Genomic DNA, 18,468 nt, shown 5'->3' with positions numbered 1-18,468 from the left:
GTCGGTGCGGCCCTCTTCACACCGGGGCCGGTCCGGGCCGGGGCTCCCCCACCTCGAACCAGAGCAGCTTTCCGGCGCCGCGCCGCCCCGGCAGCCCCTCGCCCAGCGACCAGGCGCCCCATTTCTCGGCGTACTCCCGCACGAGGTGCAGCCCGTGTCCGCCGCTCGCGCCGGGGGCGACCCGGGCCAGGGGTGATCCCGATCCCGGCTCGGCGAAGAGCGGGGCACGTACGGGTGGCCGTCCCACACTCCGACCCGGAGCCGCCCGTCACCGAGCGCGCTGATCCGCAGCGAGCAGGGCCCGCCCGCGTGCCGGTAGGCGTTGGTGACCAGCTCGGACACCAACAGTTCGACGTCGTCGACGACATCATGCCGCCCGTGCCCGCCGAGAGCGGCCCGCACGGTCATACGTGCGACGCGTGCGGCTCTGGGGTCATGGGGGAGGCGGAGGGCGTACGCCCAGGTGTCGGACAGGGATACGGTGCGCATGGGGGTCTCCGGGAGGTGAGGGAGAAGGCGGTTTCCCAACGGCCGCGCATGGCGGTGGCAGTGCCTGGGGAGGTGCGCTTCCGGCTGGAAGACGCGGCGAGTTGGGCGGTACGGGGACTACCGTAGACGCCACAGGGGAGATACATCCCCCATATCGGAGAGATGCACCTGCATTTGCCTCGTGTGGGTGACAAGCGCGCCGCCCAGCGGCTGAGGAGAGGTGTCTTGCCCCCCGTCAACAATCCGACTCTGCGTCAGCGGCGCCTTGGCGCCGAACTGCGCAAACTCCGTGAACGAGCTGGGTTCACGGTTACCCAGGCCGCCGCGCACTTGGGCGTCAACCAGGGCCGGGTCAGCATGGTCGAAACCGGTCGGAGTTCACTCAGCGCCGACCGCGTCCGGGCGATGGCTTCCGCCTACGACTGTGCCGACGAGAATCTGGTCACGGCCCTGTCAGCGATGACCGGCCGTCGGGTTCGCGGTTGGTGGGAGGAGTACCGCGAGCACCTCCCGACGGCCCTTGTCGACCTCGCCGAACTGGAACACCACAGCACCGGGCTGCGCGTAGCCCTCGCGATACACATCCCCGCGCTTCTACAGACCACTGCCCACGCGCGCGCCCTCTTCCGAGCCGTGGTCCCGCCCCTGCGCCAGTACGAGATCGAGCACCGACTCACTCATCGCATAAAGCGTCAGGGCATCCTTCACAGGGACACTCCGCTTCCGTACTCGGCAATCATCCATGAGTCGGCCCTTCGCATGGGCTTCGGCGGTCCAGCCGTCGCGCGTGGACAGCTCGGACACCTGCTGGAGATGAGTGAACTGCCCAACGTCACGATCCGTGTGGTCCCGTTCGGGGCGGAGCACTACCCAAGTACTGGACAATCCTTCGACTACGTCCAGGGAACCGTGCCCCAGCTCGACACCGTGCAACTGGACACTCACCATGGTGGCTGCGGATTCCTCGACGCCGAGGCGCAGTTGGTCAAGTACCGTGCCGTTCTGGATCACATGGAGTCCTGCACTCTCAGCGGTGCCGTGTCACGCGACTTCATCCACAACCTCGTACAAGACCTGTGAAAAGGGATCACGATGACGACTCCCCAGTGGCGGAAGTCCTCTTACAGCGGCGACAGTTCCAACTGTGTCGAGACAGCCGTCGACCGAAACACGATCCTGGTCCGGGATTCCAAGACCACCACACAGGCCGACCTCGCCTTCTCCTGCACCGTTTGGGAGGACTTCCTGTCGCACGTGCGAGAGGCTGCCTGAGTGCTTGCCGCACTGTTGCGCGCCGACGCACCGTTGGTCTTGGCAGAGTTCGCGCTGTCCGGCTGGTCCCGGCAGCAACACCCGGTTCCGGCGCAGCCGACCCGGGGTGGAGGCCCGTCACGTGCTCCCGCCCCGGGCGCCCGGCGTCCCGTGGTGGTCAGGGGCGGGGCAGCGGCAGGCCGGGCAGGTGCGGGTGCCGCAGGTGCTGTCCGCCGTCGTACACGTGCAGCGTAAACGTCTCCGGCCCCGGGCGGTCCGCCTCGTCGTACGCGGACAGCACGGCCTCGACCCGCTCCCACAGCTTCACCGGGCCGCCTTCGCGGACCTCCCACCTGTCCTCGTGCGGGGTGAGGGTGGCGGCTGAGCCGGTCACGACGTCGACCAGGTGCGCGACCTCGCCGACGGTCGTCAGTTGTGCGTCAGGCACGGCGCACTGGGCGAGGAACCGCAGGTGGAACGCCTCCTCGGTCGCGGCTGTGATCCGCTCCGGGCTGTGCCGGGCCAGCCGGCCGGTCTCCGGTAGCCCTGCGGCCCAGTGGGCGGGATTGCCGAACGCCGGCGCCGCGTGCGTACGGGCGGACATGAACGACACCGTGCCATCGAGCAACTGTCCCTCGGCGGTGCCGTCCGCGCCGACGGTGAGCAGGACGCGGGCATAGCCGTAGAGCCAGCCGGACAGGGTGAGCAGGATCTTCCCGCCCGGCCGAACTTGGGCCAGCAGCGCCGGGGGCACGGCGCGGAAGGAGCAGGCGGCCACGATCCGGTCGAACGATGCCTCGGGCCAATACCCGTACAGCCCGTCCGCCACGGCCAGCGTCGGAGTGTACCCCCGCGAGTACAGCGCGGCAGCGGCCCGGTGGAGCCGATGTGGGTCGACTTCGATGGACGTGACGTCGGCGGAGCCGAGGCGTTCGCAAGCGAGCGCGGTGGAATAGCCGGTACCGGTGCCGATCTCCAACACCGTGTGCCCTTCCTGCACGTCCGCGTCCGCCCACATCCGCACCACCAACGACGGCAGCGTGGACGACGAGGTCGGCGCCCCACCGTGCCGCACCCGCAGGGCCTTCCAGTCCGGCTCGTCGCCATCGAACTGGGTGATCAGCGTGGTGTCGGAGTACGCGGCGGCCAGCCACCGGCCATGGTCGGACTCGGCGGTGACCGGCTCCCACATCGTCAGGCCCTGCTCGTCGCGCTGGTCGGCGGGCAGGTAGAACCCGGGCACGAAAGCGTGCCGGGGCACCTTCTCCACCGCCGCCCGCCAGCCGGGATCGGCAAGGACGCCGTCGTCGGCGAGGGCCCTGGCCAGCGCCTCGCGCAGCCGGACGGCGTCGGTCTCATAGTCGGCGGGCGTCATCGGGCTCCGCCTCCTTCCATGCTCAGGATGTCGGCGAACGCCTCGGTGATGTCGTCGGCGTCGGGAAGCCAGCCCCACTGGCCGTTGGGGTTGCACTCGATGAACACCCAGTCCTCCGGTGCGTCGCCATCGCCGGTAAGGGCGAAGTCGAAGCAGCCGAAGACCAGGCCGAACGCGCTCAGGTAGCTGAACAGTGCCGCCTCGATCGGGGCCGGGACGGTGATAGGGGCGTGCAGGAGCTGGTCCCAGTCGCCGCGGCGCCAGTCCAGCGCACCGTCCGGCGCGGCGATTCGCTGGGCGAACACGCGGGGGCCGACCACGGTTATCCGGACGTCGCCGCTCTTGGGAATCTCGGCCTGGAACAGATGGGCGGTCACCGTAAGGGAGTCGTCAAAAGTGTCGGCCTCGACGCGCTGGGCCCAGATCGCGCCGGTGTGCCCGTCCTCCTCGGAACGCGGCAGGCCACGGAACGGTTTGTAGATCACCGGGCTGCGCTCGGCGGCGAACTTCCGGGTCTCCTCGACGTCGTTGGTGACCAGGGTCGGCGGAACAGTCAGGCCGAGCTGGGCCGCCCGCAGGAGCTGCGCGGGCTTGAAGTCCGCAGCTGTGACCGCCGAGGGGTGGTTGACGTACGTCGCACCATGCAGGTGACTGAGCACTCCGCCGAGACCGTGCCGGGCCTCGGCAGCGGCGAAGTCGCGCTGCTGGGCGGGCAGGTGCGCGAAGCGCGAGAGGTACGGGGTGGGGCGGCGGTAGTACACCGCCGCCACCTCCCCGAGCTCCACCTCGCGGCTGGCCGTACGCAACTGCCCGCCCCACGTCGGCGCCCCGCCGCCGATACGGGCGCCAAAGACCAGACCGGGCCCGATGTCAACCGGGTCGACGCGGGCGACGGGCACCTTACGCTCGTTCAGCGCGGAGATCACACGGTCTGCCGTGACGTCCTCCAGGGACGTGATGACCAGAACGAGGGGAGCCGTCATCGGATCAGTCCGACTCGTAGTCGGTGGTGTTGTCGTCCTGAGTCTGCGGTTGCGGGTTCTGCCCGTCACCGCCGCCGGACATCGACGCGGTCCCGGTCGTCCTGCTGGTGCCGTGCTTGCCCATCTCCACCACCTGGCCGGCGGCGTCGGTGTACCGGGCGGTCTGCGTGGCCATGTCCAGCTCGACCGCCACGTACGACGGCGGGCCGACCGGAAGCCGATCGGTGACCAACCGCATCGCCCACGGAACCTGGGGTACAAGCGTCGCCATGGTGAAAGTCCTTTCCCTTGCGCTAAAGCGGCGGCCGGGCGGCTGCCACGTGAGCAGAATCGACCTCCCGCACCCACCCTGACCAGTACCGTGGGTGCCGCGAACCGTGGCGAATTCGCCACGCTGCGTGACAGAAGTCGGGAGGGTAAAAGACTCGATGACCGGCAGAACAGGCAACGCGCATCTCGCGCTGTGGATCGTCGCCACCGGGTTGTCCCACGGGGAGATCGCCCGCCGCGTCGCCGCAGAGGCAATCCGGCAAGGTCATCGGCAGATCTCCCCCGATGCCACCCGGTTACGGCGGTGGATCGACGGCGAGCGACCCCGCCCGCCGGTGCCCGCTCTGCTCGCCGTGGTCATATCCGACGCGGTCGGCCAGCCGCTCACCCCGGGTGATCTCGGTCTGACGGCCGCTGGGCCCATGTTGGACAGCATCCAGCTTCCGCTGCTGACCGAGGCAGCCGCCCGGACTCTGGCCGGATGGACCCAGTTGGACCTCTTCCTCGACCGTCGAGACACCCTCAAGCTCGCTCTCGGCGCCCCACTGATCCTGGCCGCCGAGCGAATGCTGGGCGGAACCGCTCGCCTTCTGGGCCCCGGCACCAAGGGCTTCGACCCCGACACCACCGCCGCACTGGAGCAGGTCACCGAGTTCTTCACGAAGGCAGACACCTCCAAGGGCGGCGGCCTGTACCGGTCCGCGATCGTCGCCCAGCTCGCCGAAGTCGCCCGCCGCGTCCAGGACGGTGTCCCTCCCAAGCTGAAAGCGCGGGTGTTCGCGGTGACCTCCGACCTTGCCGCGCTGGCCGGGTGGGCCAGCCACGACTGCGGCCGGTACGCCGCCGCCCAGCGGTACTGGTCCTACGGCATTTACGCTGCCTCCGAGGCCGGACAGCCGGATCGCGGGGTGGAGATCGTCACCCGTATGTCCCACCAGATGATCTACCTGGGCCACCCCGGCGACGCCCTGGGGCTGCTCGGTGTCGCCGCGGCGAAGGCCAGCCTGCCCGCTACCAGAGCCCTGGTGGCATCCCAAACCGGGCGGGTACACGCGGCCCTCGGTGACGAGCGCCAGGCCGATCAGCACCTCGGCGCCGCCGACGAGTTGCTGGCCGAAGGTTTGGGTGACGACGTTCCTGCGTGGGTGGACTACTTCGACGCCGCCGAACACGCCGGCGCTCGCGCGGTCTCCGCCCGCGACCTCAACGGCATCGGCGACCGGCGCAGACGCGCCAGCGTCCACTTCACCGAAGCGCTCGCCATGCGCAGACCCGGCTTCGACCGGGTAAAGGTCATGGACCGCGTCGGCCTCGCTGCCGCGCTCTTCGACGAGGGCGAGCCCGAGCAGGCCGCCCAGGCCGCTCAGCGGGCCCTCGACGAAGCCGCTCGGGTGGACTCGATGCTTGTCGCCTCCCGGCTCAACACGCTGCTGGACGCCGCCCGCCCCTACAGAACCGCCACGGCGGACGAGGTCCGCACTCGCGCCGCCGATCTCGCCACAGCCCACCCGACCGCCTTCGCGGCCTGAGACCATTGAGCCCATGGGCAAGCACTCCCGACCCGGACCGCCGAACCAGCCATCCCGAGCCGTCCCCAGTCTGGACGCTGACGACCGGCTCGCCGCGTACGACAAGCGACGCCGTCCGCCACTCGGCGTCACCCGTCGGCACCGCCCGCTGCACGGTGGCGGCGGGCACCTCCGTCCCCAGGAGCCGAGGGCACTGGAGGAGTGGAGCGGATTCTCGTACGAACCCGTGGGCACGGCCGCGAACCTCGCGGACGCCGTGCGTTGGGTGAGCGGACAGACACCCACTACCCCAGCTGACGGTGAGTCTGCCGCTTGACCGGCGTCCTTGAAGGTGCGCCGTCGGCGCCGAAGTCCCTGCCGCTGAGATGAGGCGGTAGCGGCCCTGAGCGGCCTGCTCGGACTCCACGCCGAGCGCGGAGGCGATCTGCTGAACGTCAGTAGTGGCTTGCCTGTTCGGGTGCTGGCACTGGCGGTCCGAGTTCTGTTCGCCGAAGCCCGACTCCACCCGTTGGCAGGCCGACCACGCCCTGACCGTCGCCGACAGGTATCAGTATTCCGACCGGCCGCTGTTCCTGTTCATCAACGTCTCCGCCACCCATGTCCCCCCGCGGCCACTACACCGAAGACAGCGGCGACTCATGCAGTCCCAGGCCGCCGCGCTCGCGGACGCGGACAAACATCTGGGGCGCCTGGTCGACGGGCTCACCAGCAGGAGCTGAACGTGCCGTTCGCGGCCTGGCTGTCAGAGTCGGCGGCTACGCTCCCCGGCCATGACCGACTCACCTCGACGAGGGTCGATGCGCGACGCCTCCGTCATCGTGGCCCGAGACGCGGCCGGTATGGTCGCCATCCTGACCGCCGAGTTCCCCCAGCACGGCGGCGAGTACGTGTTCCTGCCCGGAGGACGCCGCGAGGACGGCGAGACACCGGAGGAGTGCGCGCGGCGCGAACTGCGTGAGGAAGCCGGCGTCACCGCCCTGGCCTGGCAGCCCCTCGGCTCGTACGCCATCGCCCTCGACTCAACGGCCCGCATCCACCTTTTCCTGGCCGAGGGTCTCACCTGCGGCCCGCAGCAGCTCACGCCGAGCGAGGAAGGTTTTCAGCTCATGTGGTGGCCGATGCCGGACGCGATCCGGGCCGCTACCGAGGCACGCTTCCTGCTTCAAGGGGGGCCGCTGGCACTCCTGCTGGCCCAGCAGGTCATCGCGGTCTGAGAGAAGCCGATCCCGGGCACCACCGGTCGACATCTGATCCCGTGGCTGTTACTGCTGGACCGCGGTGAGGTGGCCAGCTTCCCTCACCTGGTCCAGTGTTTCGCGCTGTTCCCGGTCGAGTCGGGGCTCCTGACCGCGAGGTGGACACAGGCACGGCCGACACCATCGCCGGCGGGGTGGCCAGCTGGTTCCCCGTCGCGGCCGTCCTGGACGACTTGCTGCTGCTCCTGGACCACGTCGGCCTGGTCGTCGAACCGTTGGCCGCGCGCGGTTCGCCGGTCGGTGGGGCTCGGTCAGTTGACGCCGGTGTCGTAGGTCTCGCGGTGGGCGAGCACGTCGTCCATGTGGTCCTCGGCCCAGGACTTGAGGCCGCGCATCATCTCGAACAGCGACAGGCCGAGGCCGGTCAGCTCGTAGGTGACGGTGACCGGCACGGTCGGAGTGACGGTACGGGTCACCAGGCCGTCGCGCTCCAGGGCGCGCAGTGTCTGGGTGAGCATCTTCTGGCTGACGCCGGCCAGCGTGCGCAGCAGTTCCGAGTAGCGCATCGCCCGGGGCTCGCCCACGCACTCCGTGCCCGGCCGGCGCCAGCTGTCGCTGCCGAGCGCGGCCAGGATCAGCGCGACCCACTTGTCCGAGATCCGGTCGAGCAGTGTGCGGCTGGGGCAGGCCGCCAGGAAGGCGTTGTACTCCGCCTTGGCCTGTGCTCGCTGCTGGGCCGCCGTCCGCGTGGCCATGGGCCGCTCCTCTCACCCGTGGGTGCCTGTGGTGCCTGGGGTGCCTTACGCACTCCGAAGTGCCTTCTTCCCGACAGGAAGCTACGCACCAAGGATGGGGCAGAGCACCGCCGGGCACCAGCGCCCGGCCCGCGACGAGAGGCAGACGATGAGCACGTCCCCCGCTTCCCTTCCCGGCGGCACCTGGACCCTGGGCGACCGGACCGTCACCCGGTTCGGCTACGGCGCCATGCAGCTGGCCGGCCCCGGCGTGCTGGGCCCGCCCGCCGACCGCGCCGGCGCCCTCGCCGTGCTGCGCGAGGCCGTCGCCCTCGGCATCACCCACCTCGACACCGCCGACGTCTACGGGCCGCACGTCACCAACCAGTTGATCCGTACGGCGCTGCACCCCTACGCCGGTTCGCTGACCATCGCGACCAAGGTCGGCGCGGTCCGCGACGAGCAGGGCGGCTGGCCCCCGGCGCGGCGGCCCGAGGAGCTGCGCCGGTCCGTCCGCGCGAACCTGGAGAACCTCGGCGTCGACACGCTGGACGTGGTCAACCTGCGGCTCGGGGACGCGCACGGGCCCCGGCCCGGTTCGCTCGCGGAGGCGTTCGAGACGCTCGCCGCACTGCGGCAGGAGGGCCTGATCCGGCACCTCGGCGTCAGCAACGCGACGGCCGAACAGGTCGCCGAGGCGCGGACGATCGCGCCGGTGGTGTGCGTGCAGAACCTGTACAACCTCGCCCACCGCCAGGACGACGAGCTGATCGACGAACTGGCCGCGGACAACATCGCCTATGTGCCCTTCTTCCCGCTGGGCGGCTTCAGCCCGCTCCAGTCCGCGGCGCTGACGGCCGTGGCCGCCCGGCTGGCGGCGACGCCGATGGCGGTGGCGCTGGCCTGGCTGCTGCGGCGGTCGCCGAACATCCTGCTGATCCCCGGCACCTCGTCGGTGGCGCACCTGCGGGAGAACGTCGCGGGCGCGGGGCTCGTCCTGTCCGACGACGATCTCGCCGAGCTGGACAAGATCGCCTGAGCGCGGCCGCGCGGGTCCCGGTCACCGCGAGGAACGCGCCGGTCGCGGGCCCGGGCGGGTGCCGCGGCGCTGAGCCGCTGACACCCGCCCGGGGCGTGTTCGGTGCGGTGACCCGTCACTTCGGGTCGGCGTTGAACTTCGCCGCCGACCAGAAGTAGCCGAGGACCGCCAGGCCGACGCACCAGCCCAGCGCCAGCCAGCCGTGGTGGCCGATCTCCGTGCCGAGGAGCAGGCCGCGCAGGGTTTCGATGGCCGGGGTGAAGGGCTGGTACTCGGCGATCGGGCGGAACCAGCCGGGCATCGAGTCGAGCGGGACGAAGGCGCTGGACAGCAGGGGAAGGAGGATCAGCGGCATCGCGTTGTTGCTGGCCGCCTCGGCGTTCGGGCTGACCAGGCCCATGCCGACGGCGATCCAGGTGAGGGCCAGGGCGAAGAGGACGAGGAGTCCGAAGGCGGCCAGCCACTCCAGGGCGGTGGCGTCGGTGGAGCGGAAGCCGATGGCCACGGCGACGCCGCCGACCAATAGCACGCTGGCGACCGACTGGAGCACGCTGCCGATGACGTGCCCGATGAGCACCGAGCCGCGGTGGATGGCCATGGTGCGGAACCGGGCGATGATGCCCTCGGTCATGTCGTTGGAGACGGAGACCGCCGTGCCGATCGTGGTCGAGCCGATGGTCATCAGCAGCAGCCCGGGGACCAGGTAGGCGATGTAGGCGGAGCGGTCGGCGTTCCCGCCGCCGATGCCCGCGCTCATCACGTCGCCGAAGACGTAGACGAAGAGCAGGAGCAGCATGATCGGGGTGAGCAGGAGGTTGAGGGTGAGGGAGGGGTAGCGGCGGGCGTGCAGCAGGTTGCGGCGGAGCATGGTGGACGAGTCGCGGACGGCGAGGGAGAGGGTGCTCATCGGACGGCCTCCTTGGCCTGGGCAGGTGCGTTGCTGTCGGTCAGGGCGAAGAAGACGTCGTCGAGGTCGGGGGTGTGCACGGTGAGCTCGTCGGCCTCGGTGCCCAGCGCGTCCAGCCGGTCGAGGATCGCGCGCAGTTCGCGCTGGGTGCCGTCGCTGGGGATGCGCAGGGTGAGGGACTCGTCGTCGCGGGTGGTTCCGGGCAGGGCGTCGGCGGCCCGGCCGTAGGCCACCGGGTCGGCGAAGCGGAGCCGTACGTGGCCGCCGGGGATCTGTCGCTTCAGTTCGTCGGCGGTGCCCTCGGCGGCGATCCGGCCGTCGTGCAGGACCGCGATACGGTCGGCGAGCTGGTCCGCCTCCTCCAGGTACTGGGTGGTCAGGAAGACGGTGACACCGCCGGCCACCAGCTCCCGGATGATCTGCCACATGCCGTGCCGGGCCCGCGGGTCCAGGCCGGTGGTCGGCTCGTCCAGGAAGATGATCCGCGGGCTGCCGACCAGGGTCATCGCGATGTCCAGACGGCGCTTCATACCGCCGGAGTAGGTGGACGCCGGCTTCTTCGCCGCCTCCACCAGGTCGAACCGGGCCAGCAGTTCGGCGGTGACCCGGCGGCCTTCCGCCTTCGGCAGGTGGTGCAGGTCGGCCATCAGGAGCATGTTCTCCTCGCCGGTGATCAGCCCGTCCACGGCGGAGAACTGGCCGGTGACACCGATCGCGGCGCGCACCGCCTGCGGGGCGGTGGCCAGGTCGTGCCCGGCGACGCGCAGGTCGCCGGCGTCGGCGGAGACGAGGGTGGACAGGATCTTGACGGCGGTGGTCTTGCCGGCGCCGTTCGGGCCGAGCAGGGCGAAGACCGTGCCTTCGGGGACGGTCAGGTCGATGCCGTCCAGGACGGTCTTGTCGCCGTAGGACTTGCGCAGTCCGTGTGCCGCGATGGCCGGGCTGGTCATGTGGGGTCCCCCCTGAGTACGTGGTGGATTTACAGGCTGCGGGCGGTGATGTCGCCGTAGCCGGTGGTGGCGTGGATGCTGAGGCCGGCGGTGGCGCCGGCGGTGTTCTGGAGCGCGTTGTGGATCCGGCCGTGGCCGGTGCCGGCGTCCAGCGCGGCGGACACCCCGCGGGCGGCGCCGACCGAGATGCCGCCGGCCCCGGTGCGCAGGGTGACCGTGCCGCCCAGTGCCTCGGTGACCTGGACATCGCCGCGCTGGGTGCTGATCTCGGCGGAGCCGCCCAGCCGGCCGACCGTGATGTCGCCGTCGAGGGCGGTGAGGCGGGCGGTCGCGGTCTCGTCGAGCTTGACCGGGCCCTGCGCGCCCTTGATCGTGACGTCGCCGAGCCGTCCGACGCCCCGGAACTCGGCGGCGGCCGCCTTCGCCGCGACGTGCGAGCCGGCGGGGAGCTGGACGGTCACCTCCACGGCGCCGGAGGGGCCGAGGATCCGGTTCTTCGCCGGGGCGGCCGCGATGCGCAGGACGCCGTCGTCGCCGTACTCGACGGTGATCTGCTCCGCCGCCTTCACGTCGCGGCCCTTCGAGGCGTCGGCCGGCCGCACCTCGACCGTGGTGTCGGCCCGGTCGGCGGCGATGAACCGGACGCGCCCGGCGGGGATGTCCAGGACGGCGGAGACGGGGGCGGGGGTGGCGAACTTCTGCATGGGGTGCTCCTCGGCGCATGCGTTCCTTGTTTCCGACATTGGAAAAGCTACGTTGCGTTCGATGTTCTGGCAACGTCCTTGTTGCACGTAGATGGATTCCTAGCAGGTCAGCGCAGTTAAATCATTGCAATGGAAAGGGATCTAACGCAACGACGACTCCCGCGTTCGTTGCAATGGAATGAATCGAACGCTATGGTGGGAGCACCACGGACCATGAAGGAGACCCCGATGCCGGGCGGCAGGCTCACTCAGCAGGAACGTCAGCAGATCGCGCTGGGGCTGGCCGACGGGCTCGCCTACGCCGAGATCGCCCGGCGGCTCGACCGGCCGACCTCGACCGTCACCCGCGAGGTGACGCGCAACGGCGGCCCCACCGCCTACCGCGCCGACCTCGCCCACCGCGCCACCGAGCGCCGCACCCAGCGGCGCCGGCAGACCGCGGCCCAGGGACCGGCGGTGTCCCCGCAGCCGCACGGACGCGACGCCGAGGCGGTGCGCGAGTACGAGGAGATGTTCACCACCGTCCTCATGCAGGCGGGCACGCCCAAGATGATGGCCCGGGTGCAGGCCGCCCTCTACATGACCGACACCGGCAGCCTCACCGCGGCCGAGCTGGTCCAGCGGCTCGACGTCAGCCCGGCGTCGATCTCGAAGGCGATCACGTTCCTGGAGAGCCAGGGGCTGGTCCGCCGGGAGCGCGACGAGCGGCGCCGCGACCGGTACGTCGTCGACGACGACATCTGGTACCAGGCGATGGTCGCCAGCGCCCGGTCGCTGGTCCAGGTCATCGACGTCTCACGACAGGGCGTCGGCGTCCTCGGCCCCGGCACCCCGGCCGCGGACCGCCTGGAGAACATCGCCCGCTTCCTCGACTTCGTCGGCGAGAGCATCACCCGCGCCGCGGAACAGGGCCGCGAGGTGCTCCACACCAGGAGTCCGTCCCGATCGTAGGATCGCGGCGTGCGCACCCCCCGCCCGCTCGTCGTGGTCACCGCCGCCGTCCTGGGACTCACCGCGTGCGGCGGGGTGCGCGGCGGGCCCGGCGGTTCCGGGGCCGGCGACCCGTACTTCCCGAAGGCGGGCAACGACGGCTACGACGTCACGCACTACGACCTCGACCTGTCCTACGAGCCCGACGGCCACCGCCTCACCGGTACGGCGACGCTCACCGCGCGGGCCACCGAGGACCTGCCGGCGTTCGACCTCGACCTGAAGGGCATGCGCGTCGACGACGTCACGGTCGACGGCCGGGACGCCCGGTACCACCGCGCCGGACAGGAACTGACCGTCCGGCCGCCGGACGGCCTCGACCGGGGCGACAGGTTCCGGGTGACCGTGCGCTACGGCGGCGCACCCGAGACGATCACCGACCCCGACGGTTCGCGGGAGGGCTGGCTGCGCACCGCCGACGGCGCGCTGGCGCTGGGCCAGCCGGTGGGGTCGATGGCCTGGTTCCCGGGCAACCACCACCCCGGTGACAAGGCGACCTACGCCGTCGCGGTCACCGTGCCGAAGGGACTGCGCGCCGTCTCCAACGGCGAGCCGGCCGGCGAGCGGACCGCCCCGGCCGGGCGCACCACCTACCTCTGGCGCACCGCCGAGCCGATGGCCAGTTACCTCGCCACGGTGGCCATCGGCGACTGGCGCACGGACCGCTCCCGTACCCGGGACGGGCTCCCGGTGTACACGGCCGTCGACCCGACCCAGGCGGCGGCGAGCGCGGCCGTGCTGAAGCGGATTCCCGAGGTCGTCGACTGGGCCGAGGGTCTCTTCGGCCGGTATCCGTTCTCCTCCGTCGGGGCGATCGTCGACCGGCCGTCCGACATCGGCTACGCGCTGGAGACCCAGAACCGGCCGGTCTTCCCCGGCGCCCCCGACATCGTGCTGCTCGTGCACGAACTCGCCCACCAGTGGTACGGCGACTCCGTCACGCCGAAGACCTGGCGGGACATGTGGCTGAACGAGGGCTTCGCGACGTACGCGGAATGGCTCTGGCAGGAGGACCACGGCGGCGCCGGCGCCCAGGAGATCTTCGAAGCCACCTACGGGCAGGACGTGGTGTGGGCGTTCCCGCCCGCCGATCCGCCGGACGCGGCGCACATCTCCGCCGCGCCGGTGTACCAGCGCGGCGCGATGGTCCTGCACAAGATCCGGCAGCAGGCCGGCGACACCGCCTTCCGCGCCCTGCTGCGCGGCTGGGCGGCGGCGCACCGGCACGGCACCGCGGACACCGACGACTTCACCGCGTACGTGGAGAAACGGCTGCCGGACGAGGACTTCACGGCGGTGTGGGAGGACTGGCTGCGCGGGGACGGGCAGCCGGACCGGCCCTGACCGGCGCGCCGCCCCCGCATGACACCATCGACCCCGTGCTCGACATCGGCTACGCCCTCTCCAACCGCTTCCCCGACCCGCCGCAGACCGACTACCGGCGGGCGGACGTGCGGGCGCTGCGGCACGACCTGTTCTGCGGGGACGTGTACCTCGCCGACACCAAGGCCGACCGGGAGCTCTCCACCGCCTGGGGATGGGTGCCGGTGCTGGACTTCGCCTGGGCGCTGTGCGACATCGTGGAACGGCTCGACCGGGACCCGGCGGGCTCCCGGGCGGCCCGGCCGCAGCGCGCGGAGCTGGACTTCACCGAGTCCACCGACCGGCTGCTGTTCGAGCGCCGGTTCGGCTGGGTGGACATCGACGCGGAGTGGCTGCCCGCCGACGAACCCCCGCTCTCCTTCTCCCACACCGCCCTGCGCCGGGAGGCCCGCGACTTCCTGCACGACCTGCTGGCCGACCTGACCGACCTGCACGAGGACCTGGGGGACAATCCGGCGATCTGGACACTCCAGGCCAAGTTCCCCCGCGTCTAGCGCCTGTCGCTCCCCGCCGCCTTCATCAGCACCTCACCGGCCGCCGTCCGGACCTACAGCACCGACCGGCCGGCCCGCCACCGCTCCACCAGCCCCGCGTCGAGCAGCACGCGCAGGTGCCGGCCCACCGAACCCAGCGCCTGCCCGGTCACGGCGACCAGTTGGGTCGTGTTCATCGGGGTGCCGAGCAGCGTCAGCAGTCCGGCCCGCGCGGTCCCGACGAGCGCCGCGAGGCCGGTCGGGACGGGGCGCCGTTCGTGGTCCTCGGCGAGCACGCCCAGGCAGGCGTAGACGACGGCGTACCGTTCCCGGCCCTCCCACGACACCCACCCGGTCCGCGGGGTGACCGGCATGAACAGCAGGTCGGCGCCGGCCGCGATCTGCCGCGGCGGATACGCGTTCAGGTTGACCTGGAACCGGCTCTCCCCCAGCCATCTGGTCGTCCCCGGCCGCAGCGAGTCCAGTACGGCCGCCCAGCCGCCCTGGCTGACCCGCGCGGTCCGCGCGACCACGTCCGCCTCCAGGACCCTGCGCCGGCGCTCCCAGTACGGCCGTACGGTCTCCTCCCAGACCCAGGTGAGCAGCGCGGTCGCCCGCTCGGGCAGGTCGTCCCGGTCCAGTACGGCGGGCAGCGGGCCGCCGAGGGACACCCGGAGGTCGGCCCGGGCCGTCTCGGGTGCGGCGGCCCGCACCCGGGCCACGGTCTGCTCGAAGCGCTCCCCGACGCACGAGGTGGGGCAGCAGAAGTCGGCGATCCAGTTCGTGCCGAGCGCCGCCCGCACCAGCGGCCCGGTCACCGGGTCGGCCGCGAGGCGGGCCCGGTACCCGGGCAGGTGCGCGCGCAGCCAGGCGGCCTCGCCCGGATGCGCACCGGTGGCCGCGTACAGCAGCTTCAGGCTCGCGAAGGTCTCGGCGAACGGCGAGAGCACGAACCGGCTGCGGGCGAGGATGTCGGTGTCGATCTGCCACAACCCCATACGACGCTCACGACCTTTCGCGTGTCGGCGAAACACTCAACACGGCTCCGGGGCCGCTCCGATACTTCCGCGCATGCGCAGCTACCGCTCCCTCGTCCGGACCCCGGAGTTCACCCCGTTCCTGCTCTCCTTCGCCGCCTCCGCCGCCGCGCAGACCATCGGCGGGCTGGCGCTGGGCACGCTGGTGTTCCGGGCCACCGGGTCGCCGTTCCTGTCGGCGGTGAGTACGTTCGGGCCGCAGCTCGCGCAACTGCTCGGGGGCGCGGTTCTGCTGTCGGGGGCGGATCGGCTGCCGCCGCGTGCGGTGCTGACCGGACTGTCGCTGGCCTTCGCGGCCGGTACGGCGGTGCTGGCGCTGCCCGGGCTGCCGGTCGGGGCGGTGTTCGTGGTGGTGCTGCTCCAGGGGCTGGTCGCCGCGCTGGGCGGTGGGGTGCGGGGCGGGCTGCTGAACGAGATCCTGCCCAAGGACGGGTACGTCCTCGGGCGGTCCGTGTACAACATGCTCTGGGGTCTGACGCAGCTGGCCGGGTTCGCGGCCGGCGGCGCGCTGCTGGCACTGCTGTCCCCGCGGCGCTGTCTGCTGCTCGCGGCGGCGCTGTACCTGCTGGCGGCCGTCGTCACCCGGCTGGGGCTGACCGGCCGGCCGGCCCGCGCCAAGGGGCGGCCGTCCGTCGCGGCGACCTGGCGCACCAACGCCCTGCTGTGGTCCTCGCCTCCGCGCCGCCTGGCCTACCTGGGGCTGTGGGTGCCCAACGGCCTGGTGGTGGGCGGCGATTCGCTCTACGTCCCCTACGCTCCCGAGGCCGCCGGCACGCTGTACGCGTGCGGGGCGCTGGGCATGTTCGCGGGTGATCTGGCGGTGGGCCGGCTCGCGACGCCGTTGCGGCTGCTGCTGGCGGCGCCCTATCTGTGCTTCTTCCTGCGGCCGGGCGTGGCGCTGTCGGCCGCGGCGGTCACCGTCGCCTCCGTCGGCTTCGCCGCGAGCCTGGTCCTCCAGGAACGCCTGATGTCCCACACCCCCGACGACCTCGCGGGCCAGGCCCTCGGCCTGCACGGCACCGGCATGGCGGCCATGCAGGGGATCGGCGCCGTGCTCGCGGGCACGGTGGCCCAGCTGACCTCCCCGGCCACGGCGATCACCCTGATGGCGGCCGGGTCGGTCACCGTGACGCTGGCCCTCGCGGTGCTGGGCGGGCGGCCGGAACGGGGCGCGGCCGCCGTCCCGGCCGCCGCCGACTGATCTCATCCGCTCACGCCACCACCCGCAGCCCCAGCGCCGCCGCCAGCACCGGGGCCAGGTCCAGCAACTGCCCCGGGCTGATCACCGCGCCGGCCAGCCGGTCCACGCCCCGGGCGATCTCCAGCGGCGCCGCGCCGCGCAGGTCGACGTCGGCCAGGACGGCGGCGCTGAAGTCCGCCTCCCGCAGCGCGCAGTCCACGAACTCCACCCGCTCCAGCCGGGCGCCGCCGAAGTCGGGCTCGACCAGCACGCAGCTCTCGAAGACGACGTCCTTGAGCCGGGCCTGGCGCAGATTCAGGAAGTCGATCTTGCCGCCGCGGATCACCACCCGCTCCAGCACCGCCCCGGACAACTGCGTGCCGCCGAGCCGCGCGTCGAGCAGCTCCACGTCGCGCAGGGTGGCCCCGGACAGATCGGTGCCCACCCCGCGTACGCCGGTGAGGACCGAGTCGAGCAGCCGGGCGTTGCGCAGGGACGTCTCCGTCAGCGCGCAGCCGGTCAGCGCGCAGTCCATGAAACGGGCGCCCGCGCCGTCCTGCCCGGTCAGGTCGGCGTCCCGGACGTCCAGTCCGTCGTAGTCCCCGTCCGGTGCCAGTCCCCCGCCGGCGTACGCCGTCAGCGGCGGCAGCCGCAGCTCCGGGCGCCGGGCCGCCTTCACCTTCGTAGCCGTCATGCCCCCATGCTGCACCCCGCCACTGACAACGCCCTGTCACAGCGCGGGCGCCCCGGACGTCGTAGAGGGGGAAGGGAAACCGGAAGGACGAGGAGGGAGTACCGCATGCACCGCATCACCGTCGTCGGCGGCGGTTTCGCCGGCCTGACCGCCGCGGTCGCCGCCGCCGAGGCGGGCGCCCGGGTCACCTTGTACGAGGCCCATCACGCCCTCGGCGGCCGGGCCCGCACCGCCGAGGGGCCGTACCGGACCAACGAGGGCCCGCACGCCCTCTACAACGGCGGCCCGCACTGGAGCTGGCTGCGCGAGCGCGACCTCATCGGCCCGCTCGCGCCCGTCCCGCCGTCGGCGGGCGCCCGGCTGCGGTTCCGGCACCGGGGCGCGCTGCGCCGTACCCCGCCGTTCGCCCTGCTGCGGCTGTCGCGCCGGGGCGCGGGTCCGGCACCCGTGGACGTGGACTTCCTGACCTGGGCCGGCGGGGTGGCGGGGGCGGAGGGGGCGCGGGCCGCCGCGCACTACTGCGCGGTCGCGCTCTTCCACCACGATCCGGGCTCGCTGTCCGCCGCGTTCGTGCACGAACGGCTGCGGCGGGCCGCCCGGCTGCCGCCCGAGGCGCACTATCCGCGCGGCGGCTGGTCCGCGCTGATCGACCGGATGGCGGCCCGCGCCTGGGACCTCGGGGTGCGGGTGGAGACCTGCTCCCGGGTCGACGCGCTGCCGGTCGACCAGCCGGTCGTCGTCGCCACCTCGCTGGACGCCGCCCGCCGGCTGCTGAAGGACCCGGCGCTGACCTGGCCGAGCGGGCGCACCGCGCTGGTCGACCTGGCGGTGCGGACCCGGCGCGGGGACGCGTTCGCGGTGTCCGACCTGGACGCGCCGGGGTGGATCGAGCGGTTCACCGCCCAGGACCGGACGCTGGCACCGGCCGGCGAGCAGCTGATCCAGGGGCAGTTCCCGATCGGGCCGCGGGAGTCGCGGGCGGCGGGGGTGGCGCGCGCCGAGGAACTGCTCGACCTCGGGTTCCCGGGCTGGCGGCAGCGGGTCACCTGGCGGCGGGAGTCCGTCGCACAGGGCCGGACCGGCGCCGTCGACCCGCCCGGCAGCACCTGGCGGGACCGGCCCGCCGTCGACCGGGGCACCGGCGTGTACCTGGCCGGCGACCAGGTCGCGGCGCCGGGAGTGCTGTCGGAGGTGTCCTTCACCAGCGCGCTGACGGCGGTGTCGCTGGCGCTGGGCCGACGGGAGCTCGCGCCCAAGCGGGTCTGACCGCAGGAACACGGGCGA

Annotated in this window: 21 protein-coding genes and 1 pseudogene; 11 read left to right on the top strand and 11 right to left on the bottom strand. The window is 72.2% G+C overall.

Going from position 1 to position 18,468, the window contains the following annotated elements:
- Positions 1-16: 16 nt before the first annotated feature.
- Positions 17-247 (bottom strand): hypothetical protein, encoded by a 231-nt coding sequence (locus AB0G32_RS00850; RefSeq protein ID WP_361157185.1) that lies wholly within the window; start codon positions 245-247, stop codon positions 17-19.
- An 11-nt stretch (positions 248-258) separates the two neighbouring features.
- Positions 259-408 (bottom strand): annotated as a pseudogene (locus tag AB0G32_RS00845) (ATP-binding protein); the annotation flags it as partial.
- Positions 409-714: 306 nt separating this feature from the next.
- Here AB0G32_RS00845 and AB0G32_RS00840 point away from each other — a divergent pair.
- A complete protein-coding gene (locus AB0G32_RS00840; RefSeq protein WP_361156246.1) occupies positions 715-1,569 on the top strand; it encodes a helix-turn-helix transcriptional regulator in 855 nt (284 codons plus the stop codon).
- A gap of 12 nt (positions 1,570-1,581) precedes the next feature.
- Positions 1,582-1,761, top strand: coding sequence for a DUF397 domain-containing protein (locus AB0G32_RS00835; RefSeq protein WP_361156244.1), 180 nt, complete (start codon positions 1,582-1,584; stop codon positions 1,759-1,761).
- Between the two features lie 157 nt (positions 1,762-1,918).
- Here AB0G32_RS00835 and tgmC read toward each other — a convergent pair whose 3' ends face one another.
- From tgmC to AB0G32_RS00820, 3 genes are read right to left on the bottom strand one after another with little or no spacing between them, the layout of a single operon-like run.
- Positions 1,919-3,115 (bottom strand): ATP-grasp peptide maturase system methyltransferase, encoded by a 1,197-nt coding sequence (gene tgmC, locus AB0G32_RS00830; RefSeq protein WP_361156241.1) that lies wholly within the window; start codon positions 3,113-3,115, stop codon positions 1,919-1,921.
- Positions 3,112-4,098 carry an ATP-grasp ribosomal peptide maturase gene (gene tgmB / locus AB0G32_RS00825; RefSeq protein ID WP_361156238.1) on the bottom strand — a complete coding sequence of 329 codons (987 nt, stop codon included), beginning with the start codon at positions 4,096-4,098 and terminating at the stop codon, positions 3,112-3,114. The genes tgmC and tgmB overlap by 4 nt, the downstream gene beginning before the upstream one ends.
- 4 nt (positions 4,099-4,102) lie before the next feature.
- Entirely contained in the window at positions 4,103-4,369 is a 267-nt protein-coding gene (locus AB0G32_RS00820; protein ID WP_361156236.1) for a putative ATP-grasp-modified RiPP, read from the bottom strand.
- Positions 4,370-4,526: 157 nt separating this feature from the next.
- Between AB0G32_RS00820 and AB0G32_RS00815 the strand changes: the two genes are divergently transcribed.
- From AB0G32_RS00815 to AB0G32_RS00805, 3 genes are all read left to right on the top strand, one after another.
- Positions 4,527-5,897 (top strand): Tat pathway signal protein, encoded by a 1,371-nt coding sequence (locus AB0G32_RS00815; RefSeq protein WP_361156233.1) that lies wholly within the window; start codon positions 4,527-4,529, stop codon positions 5,895-5,897.
- A gap of 13 nt (positions 5,898-5,910) precedes the next feature.
- Positions 5,911-6,213 (top strand): DUF6087 family protein, encoded by a 303-nt coding sequence (locus tag AB0G32_RS00810; RefSeq protein ID WP_361156231.1) that lies wholly within the window; start codon positions 5,911-5,913, stop codon positions 6,211-6,213.
- 454 nt (positions 6,214-6,667) lie between these two features.
- Positions 6,668-7,111: an NUDIX hydrolase gene (locus tag AB0G32_RS00805; protein WP_361156228.1), complete on the top strand. Its 444-nt coding sequence runs from the start codon at positions 6,668-6,670 to the stop codon at positions 7,109-7,111.
- 293 nt (positions 7,112-7,404) lie between these two features.
- Here AB0G32_RS00805 and AB0G32_RS00800 read toward each other — a convergent pair whose 3' ends face one another.
- Positions 7,405-7,848: a helix-turn-helix domain-containing protein gene (locus AB0G32_RS00800; RefSeq protein WP_361156225.1), complete on the bottom strand. Its 444-nt coding sequence runs from the start codon at positions 7,846-7,848 to the stop codon at positions 7,405-7,407.
- A gap of 148 nt (positions 7,849-7,996) precedes the next feature.
- On the opposite strand from AB0G32_RS00800, the gene AB0G32_RS00795 reads away from it, so the two are divergent.
- A complete protein-coding gene (locus tag AB0G32_RS00795) occupies positions 7,997-8,866 on the top strand; it encodes an aldo/keto reductase family oxidoreductase (RefSeq protein ID WP_361157119.1) in 870 nt (289 codons plus the stop codon).
- 115 nt (positions 8,867-8,981) lie between these two features.
- On the opposite strand, the gene AB0G32_RS00790 is transcribed toward AB0G32_RS00795, so the two are convergent.
- Genes AB0G32_RS00790 through AB0G32_RS00780 form a run of 3 tightly spaced genes read right to left on the bottom strand, consistent with a single transcriptional unit; the run spans position 8,982 to position 11,427 of the window.
- A complete protein-coding gene (locus AB0G32_RS00790; RefSeq protein WP_361156222.1) occupies positions 8,982-9,773 on the bottom strand; it encodes an ABC transporter permease in 792 nt (263 codons plus the stop codon).
- Positions 9,770-10,723: an ATP-binding cassette domain-containing protein gene (locus AB0G32_RS00785; protein WP_361156219.1), complete on the bottom strand. Its 954-nt coding sequence runs from the start codon at positions 10,721-10,723 to the stop codon at positions 9,770-9,772. The genes AB0G32_RS00790 and AB0G32_RS00785 overlap by 4 nt, the downstream gene beginning before the upstream one ends.
- Positions 10,724-10,752: 29 nt before the next feature.
- On the bottom strand, positions 10,753-11,427 hold the full coding sequence (locus AB0G32_RS00780) for a DUF4097 family beta strand repeat-containing protein (protein ID WP_361156216.1): 675 nt from the start codon (positions 11,425-11,427) through the stop codon (positions 10,753-10,755).
- A gap of 228 nt (positions 11,428-11,655) precedes the next feature.
- Here AB0G32_RS00780 and AB0G32_RS00775 point away from each other — a divergent pair, with 228 nt between their 5' ends.
- From AB0G32_RS00775 to AB0G32_RS00765, 3 genes are read left to right on the top strand one after another with little or no spacing between them, the layout of a single operon-like run.
- Entirely contained in the window at positions 11,656-12,378 is a 723-nt protein-coding gene (locus tag AB0G32_RS00775) for a helix-turn-helix domain-containing protein (protein WP_361157118.1), read from the top strand.
- Positions 12,379-12,387: 9 nt separating this feature from the next.
- On the top strand, positions 12,388-13,761 hold the full coding sequence (locus tag AB0G32_RS00770; RefSeq protein ID WP_361156214.1) for a M1 family metallopeptidase: 1,374 nt from the start codon (positions 12,388-12,390) through the stop codon (positions 13,759-13,761).
- A gap of 35 nt (positions 13,762-13,796) precedes the next feature.
- Positions 13,797-14,294, top strand: coding sequence for a hypothetical protein (locus AB0G32_RS00765; RefSeq protein ID WP_361156211.1), 498 nt, complete (start codon positions 13,797-13,799; stop codon positions 14,292-14,294).
- 53 nt (positions 14,295-14,347) lie between these two features.
- Here the strand turns inward: AB0G32_RS00765 and AB0G32_RS00760 are convergent, their stop codons facing one another.
- Positions 14,348-15,271: a helix-turn-helix domain-containing protein gene (locus tag AB0G32_RS00760; protein ID WP_361156209.1), complete on the bottom strand. Its 924-nt coding sequence runs from the start codon at positions 15,269-15,271 to the stop codon at positions 14,348-14,350.
- Between the two features lie 73 nt (positions 15,272-15,344).
- On the opposite strand from AB0G32_RS00760, the gene AB0G32_RS00755 reads away from it, so the two are divergent.
- Positions 15,345-16,511 (top strand): MFS transporter, encoded by a 1,167-nt coding sequence (locus tag AB0G32_RS00755; protein WP_361156206.1) that lies wholly within the window; start codon positions 15,345-15,347, stop codon positions 16,509-16,511.
- Between the two features lie 10 nt (positions 16,512-16,521).
- Here the strand turns inward: AB0G32_RS00755 and AB0G32_RS00750 are convergent, their stop codons facing one another.
- On the bottom strand, positions 16,522-17,184 hold the full coding sequence (locus tag AB0G32_RS00750; RefSeq protein ID WP_361156203.1) for a pentapeptide repeat-containing protein: 663 nt from the start codon (positions 17,182-17,184) through the stop codon (positions 16,522-16,524).
- A 105-nt stretch (positions 17,185-17,289) separates the two neighbouring features.
- On the opposite strand from AB0G32_RS00750, the gene AB0G32_RS00745 reads away from it, so the two are divergent.
- Positions 17,290-18,450 (top strand): NAD(P)-binding protein, encoded by a 1,161-nt coding sequence (locus tag AB0G32_RS00745; protein WP_361156200.1) that lies wholly within the window; start codon positions 17,290-17,292, stop codon positions 18,448-18,450.
- The last annotated feature ends 18 nt before the right edge of the window (positions 18,451-18,468 follow it).

The sequence above is a fragment of the Streptomyces sp. NPDC023723 genome (assembly GCF_040639815.1).
Lineage (GTDB): Bacteria > Actinomycetota > Actinomycetes > Streptomycetales > Streptomycetaceae > Streptomyces.
This window is presented reverse-complemented; position numbering and strand designations above follow the sequence as displayed.

Bases quoted from the DNA above. Each gene is read 5' to 3' on its own strand.
- AB0G32_RS00835 (WP_361156244.1), top strand. From the start codon at position 1,582: ATGACGACTCCCCAGTGGCGGAAGTCCTCTTACAGCGGCGACAGTTCC.
- tgmC (WP_361156241.1), bottom strand. From the start codon at position 3,115: ATGACGCCCGCCGACTATGAGACCGACGCCGTCCGGCTGCGCGAGGCG.
- tgmB (WP_361156238.1), bottom strand. From the start codon at position 4,098: ATGACGGCTCCCCTCGTTCTGGTCATCACGTCCCTGGAGGACGTCACG.
- AB0G32_RS00820 (WP_361156236.1), bottom strand. From the start codon at position 4,369: ATGGCGACGCTTGTACCCCAGGTTCCGTGGGCGATGCGGTTGGTCACC.
- AB0G32_RS00815 (WP_361156233.1), top strand. From the start codon at position 4,527: ATGACCGGCAGAACAGGCAACGCGCATCTCGCGCTGTGGATCGTCGCC.
- AB0G32_RS00810 (WP_361156231.1), top strand. From the start codon at position 5,911: ATGGGCAAGCACTCCCGACCCGGACCGCCGAACCAGCCATCCCGAGCC.
- AB0G32_RS00805 (WP_361156228.1), top strand. From the start codon at position 6,668: ATGACCGACTCACCTCGACGAGGGTCGATGCGCGACGCCTCCGTCATC.
- AB0G32_RS00800 (WP_361156225.1), bottom strand. From the start codon at position 7,848: ATGGCCACGCGGACGGCGGCCCAGCAGCGAGCACAGGCCAAGGCGGAG.
- AB0G32_RS00795 (WP_361157119.1), top strand. From the start codon at position 7,997: ATGAGCACGTCCCCCGCTTCCCTTCCCGGCGGCACCTGGACCCTGGGC.
- AB0G32_RS00790 (WP_361156222.1), bottom strand. From the start codon at position 9,773: ATGAGCACCCTCTCCCTCGCCGTCCGCGACTCGTCCACCATGCTCCGC.
- AB0G32_RS00785 (WP_361156219.1), bottom strand. From the start codon at position 10,723: ATGACCAGCCCGGCCATCGCGGCACACGGACTGCGCAAGTCCTACGGC.
- AB0G32_RS00780 (WP_361156216.1), bottom strand. From the start codon at position 11,427: ATGCAGAAGTTCGCCACCCCCGCCCCCGTCTCCGCCGTCCTGGACATC.
- AB0G32_RS00775 (WP_361157118.1), top strand. From the start codon at position 11,656: ATGCCGGGCGGCAGGCTCACTCAGCAGGAACGTCAGCAGATCGCGCTG.
- AB0G32_RS00760 (WP_361156209.1), bottom strand. From the start codon at position 15,271: ATGGGGTTGTGGCAGATCGACACCGACATCCTCGCCCGCAGCCGGTTC.
- AB0G32_RS00755 (WP_361156206.1), top strand. From the start codon at position 15,345: ATGCGCAGCTACCGCTCCCTCGTCCGGACCCCGGAGTTCACCCCGTTC.
- AB0G32_RS00750 (WP_361156203.1), bottom strand. From the start codon at position 17,184: ATGACGGCTACGAAGGTGAAGGCGGCCCGGCGCCCGGAGCTGCGGCTG.
- AB0G32_RS00745 (WP_361156200.1), top strand. From the start codon at position 17,290: ATGCACCGCATCACCGTCGTCGGCGGCGGTTTCGCCGGCCTGACCGCC.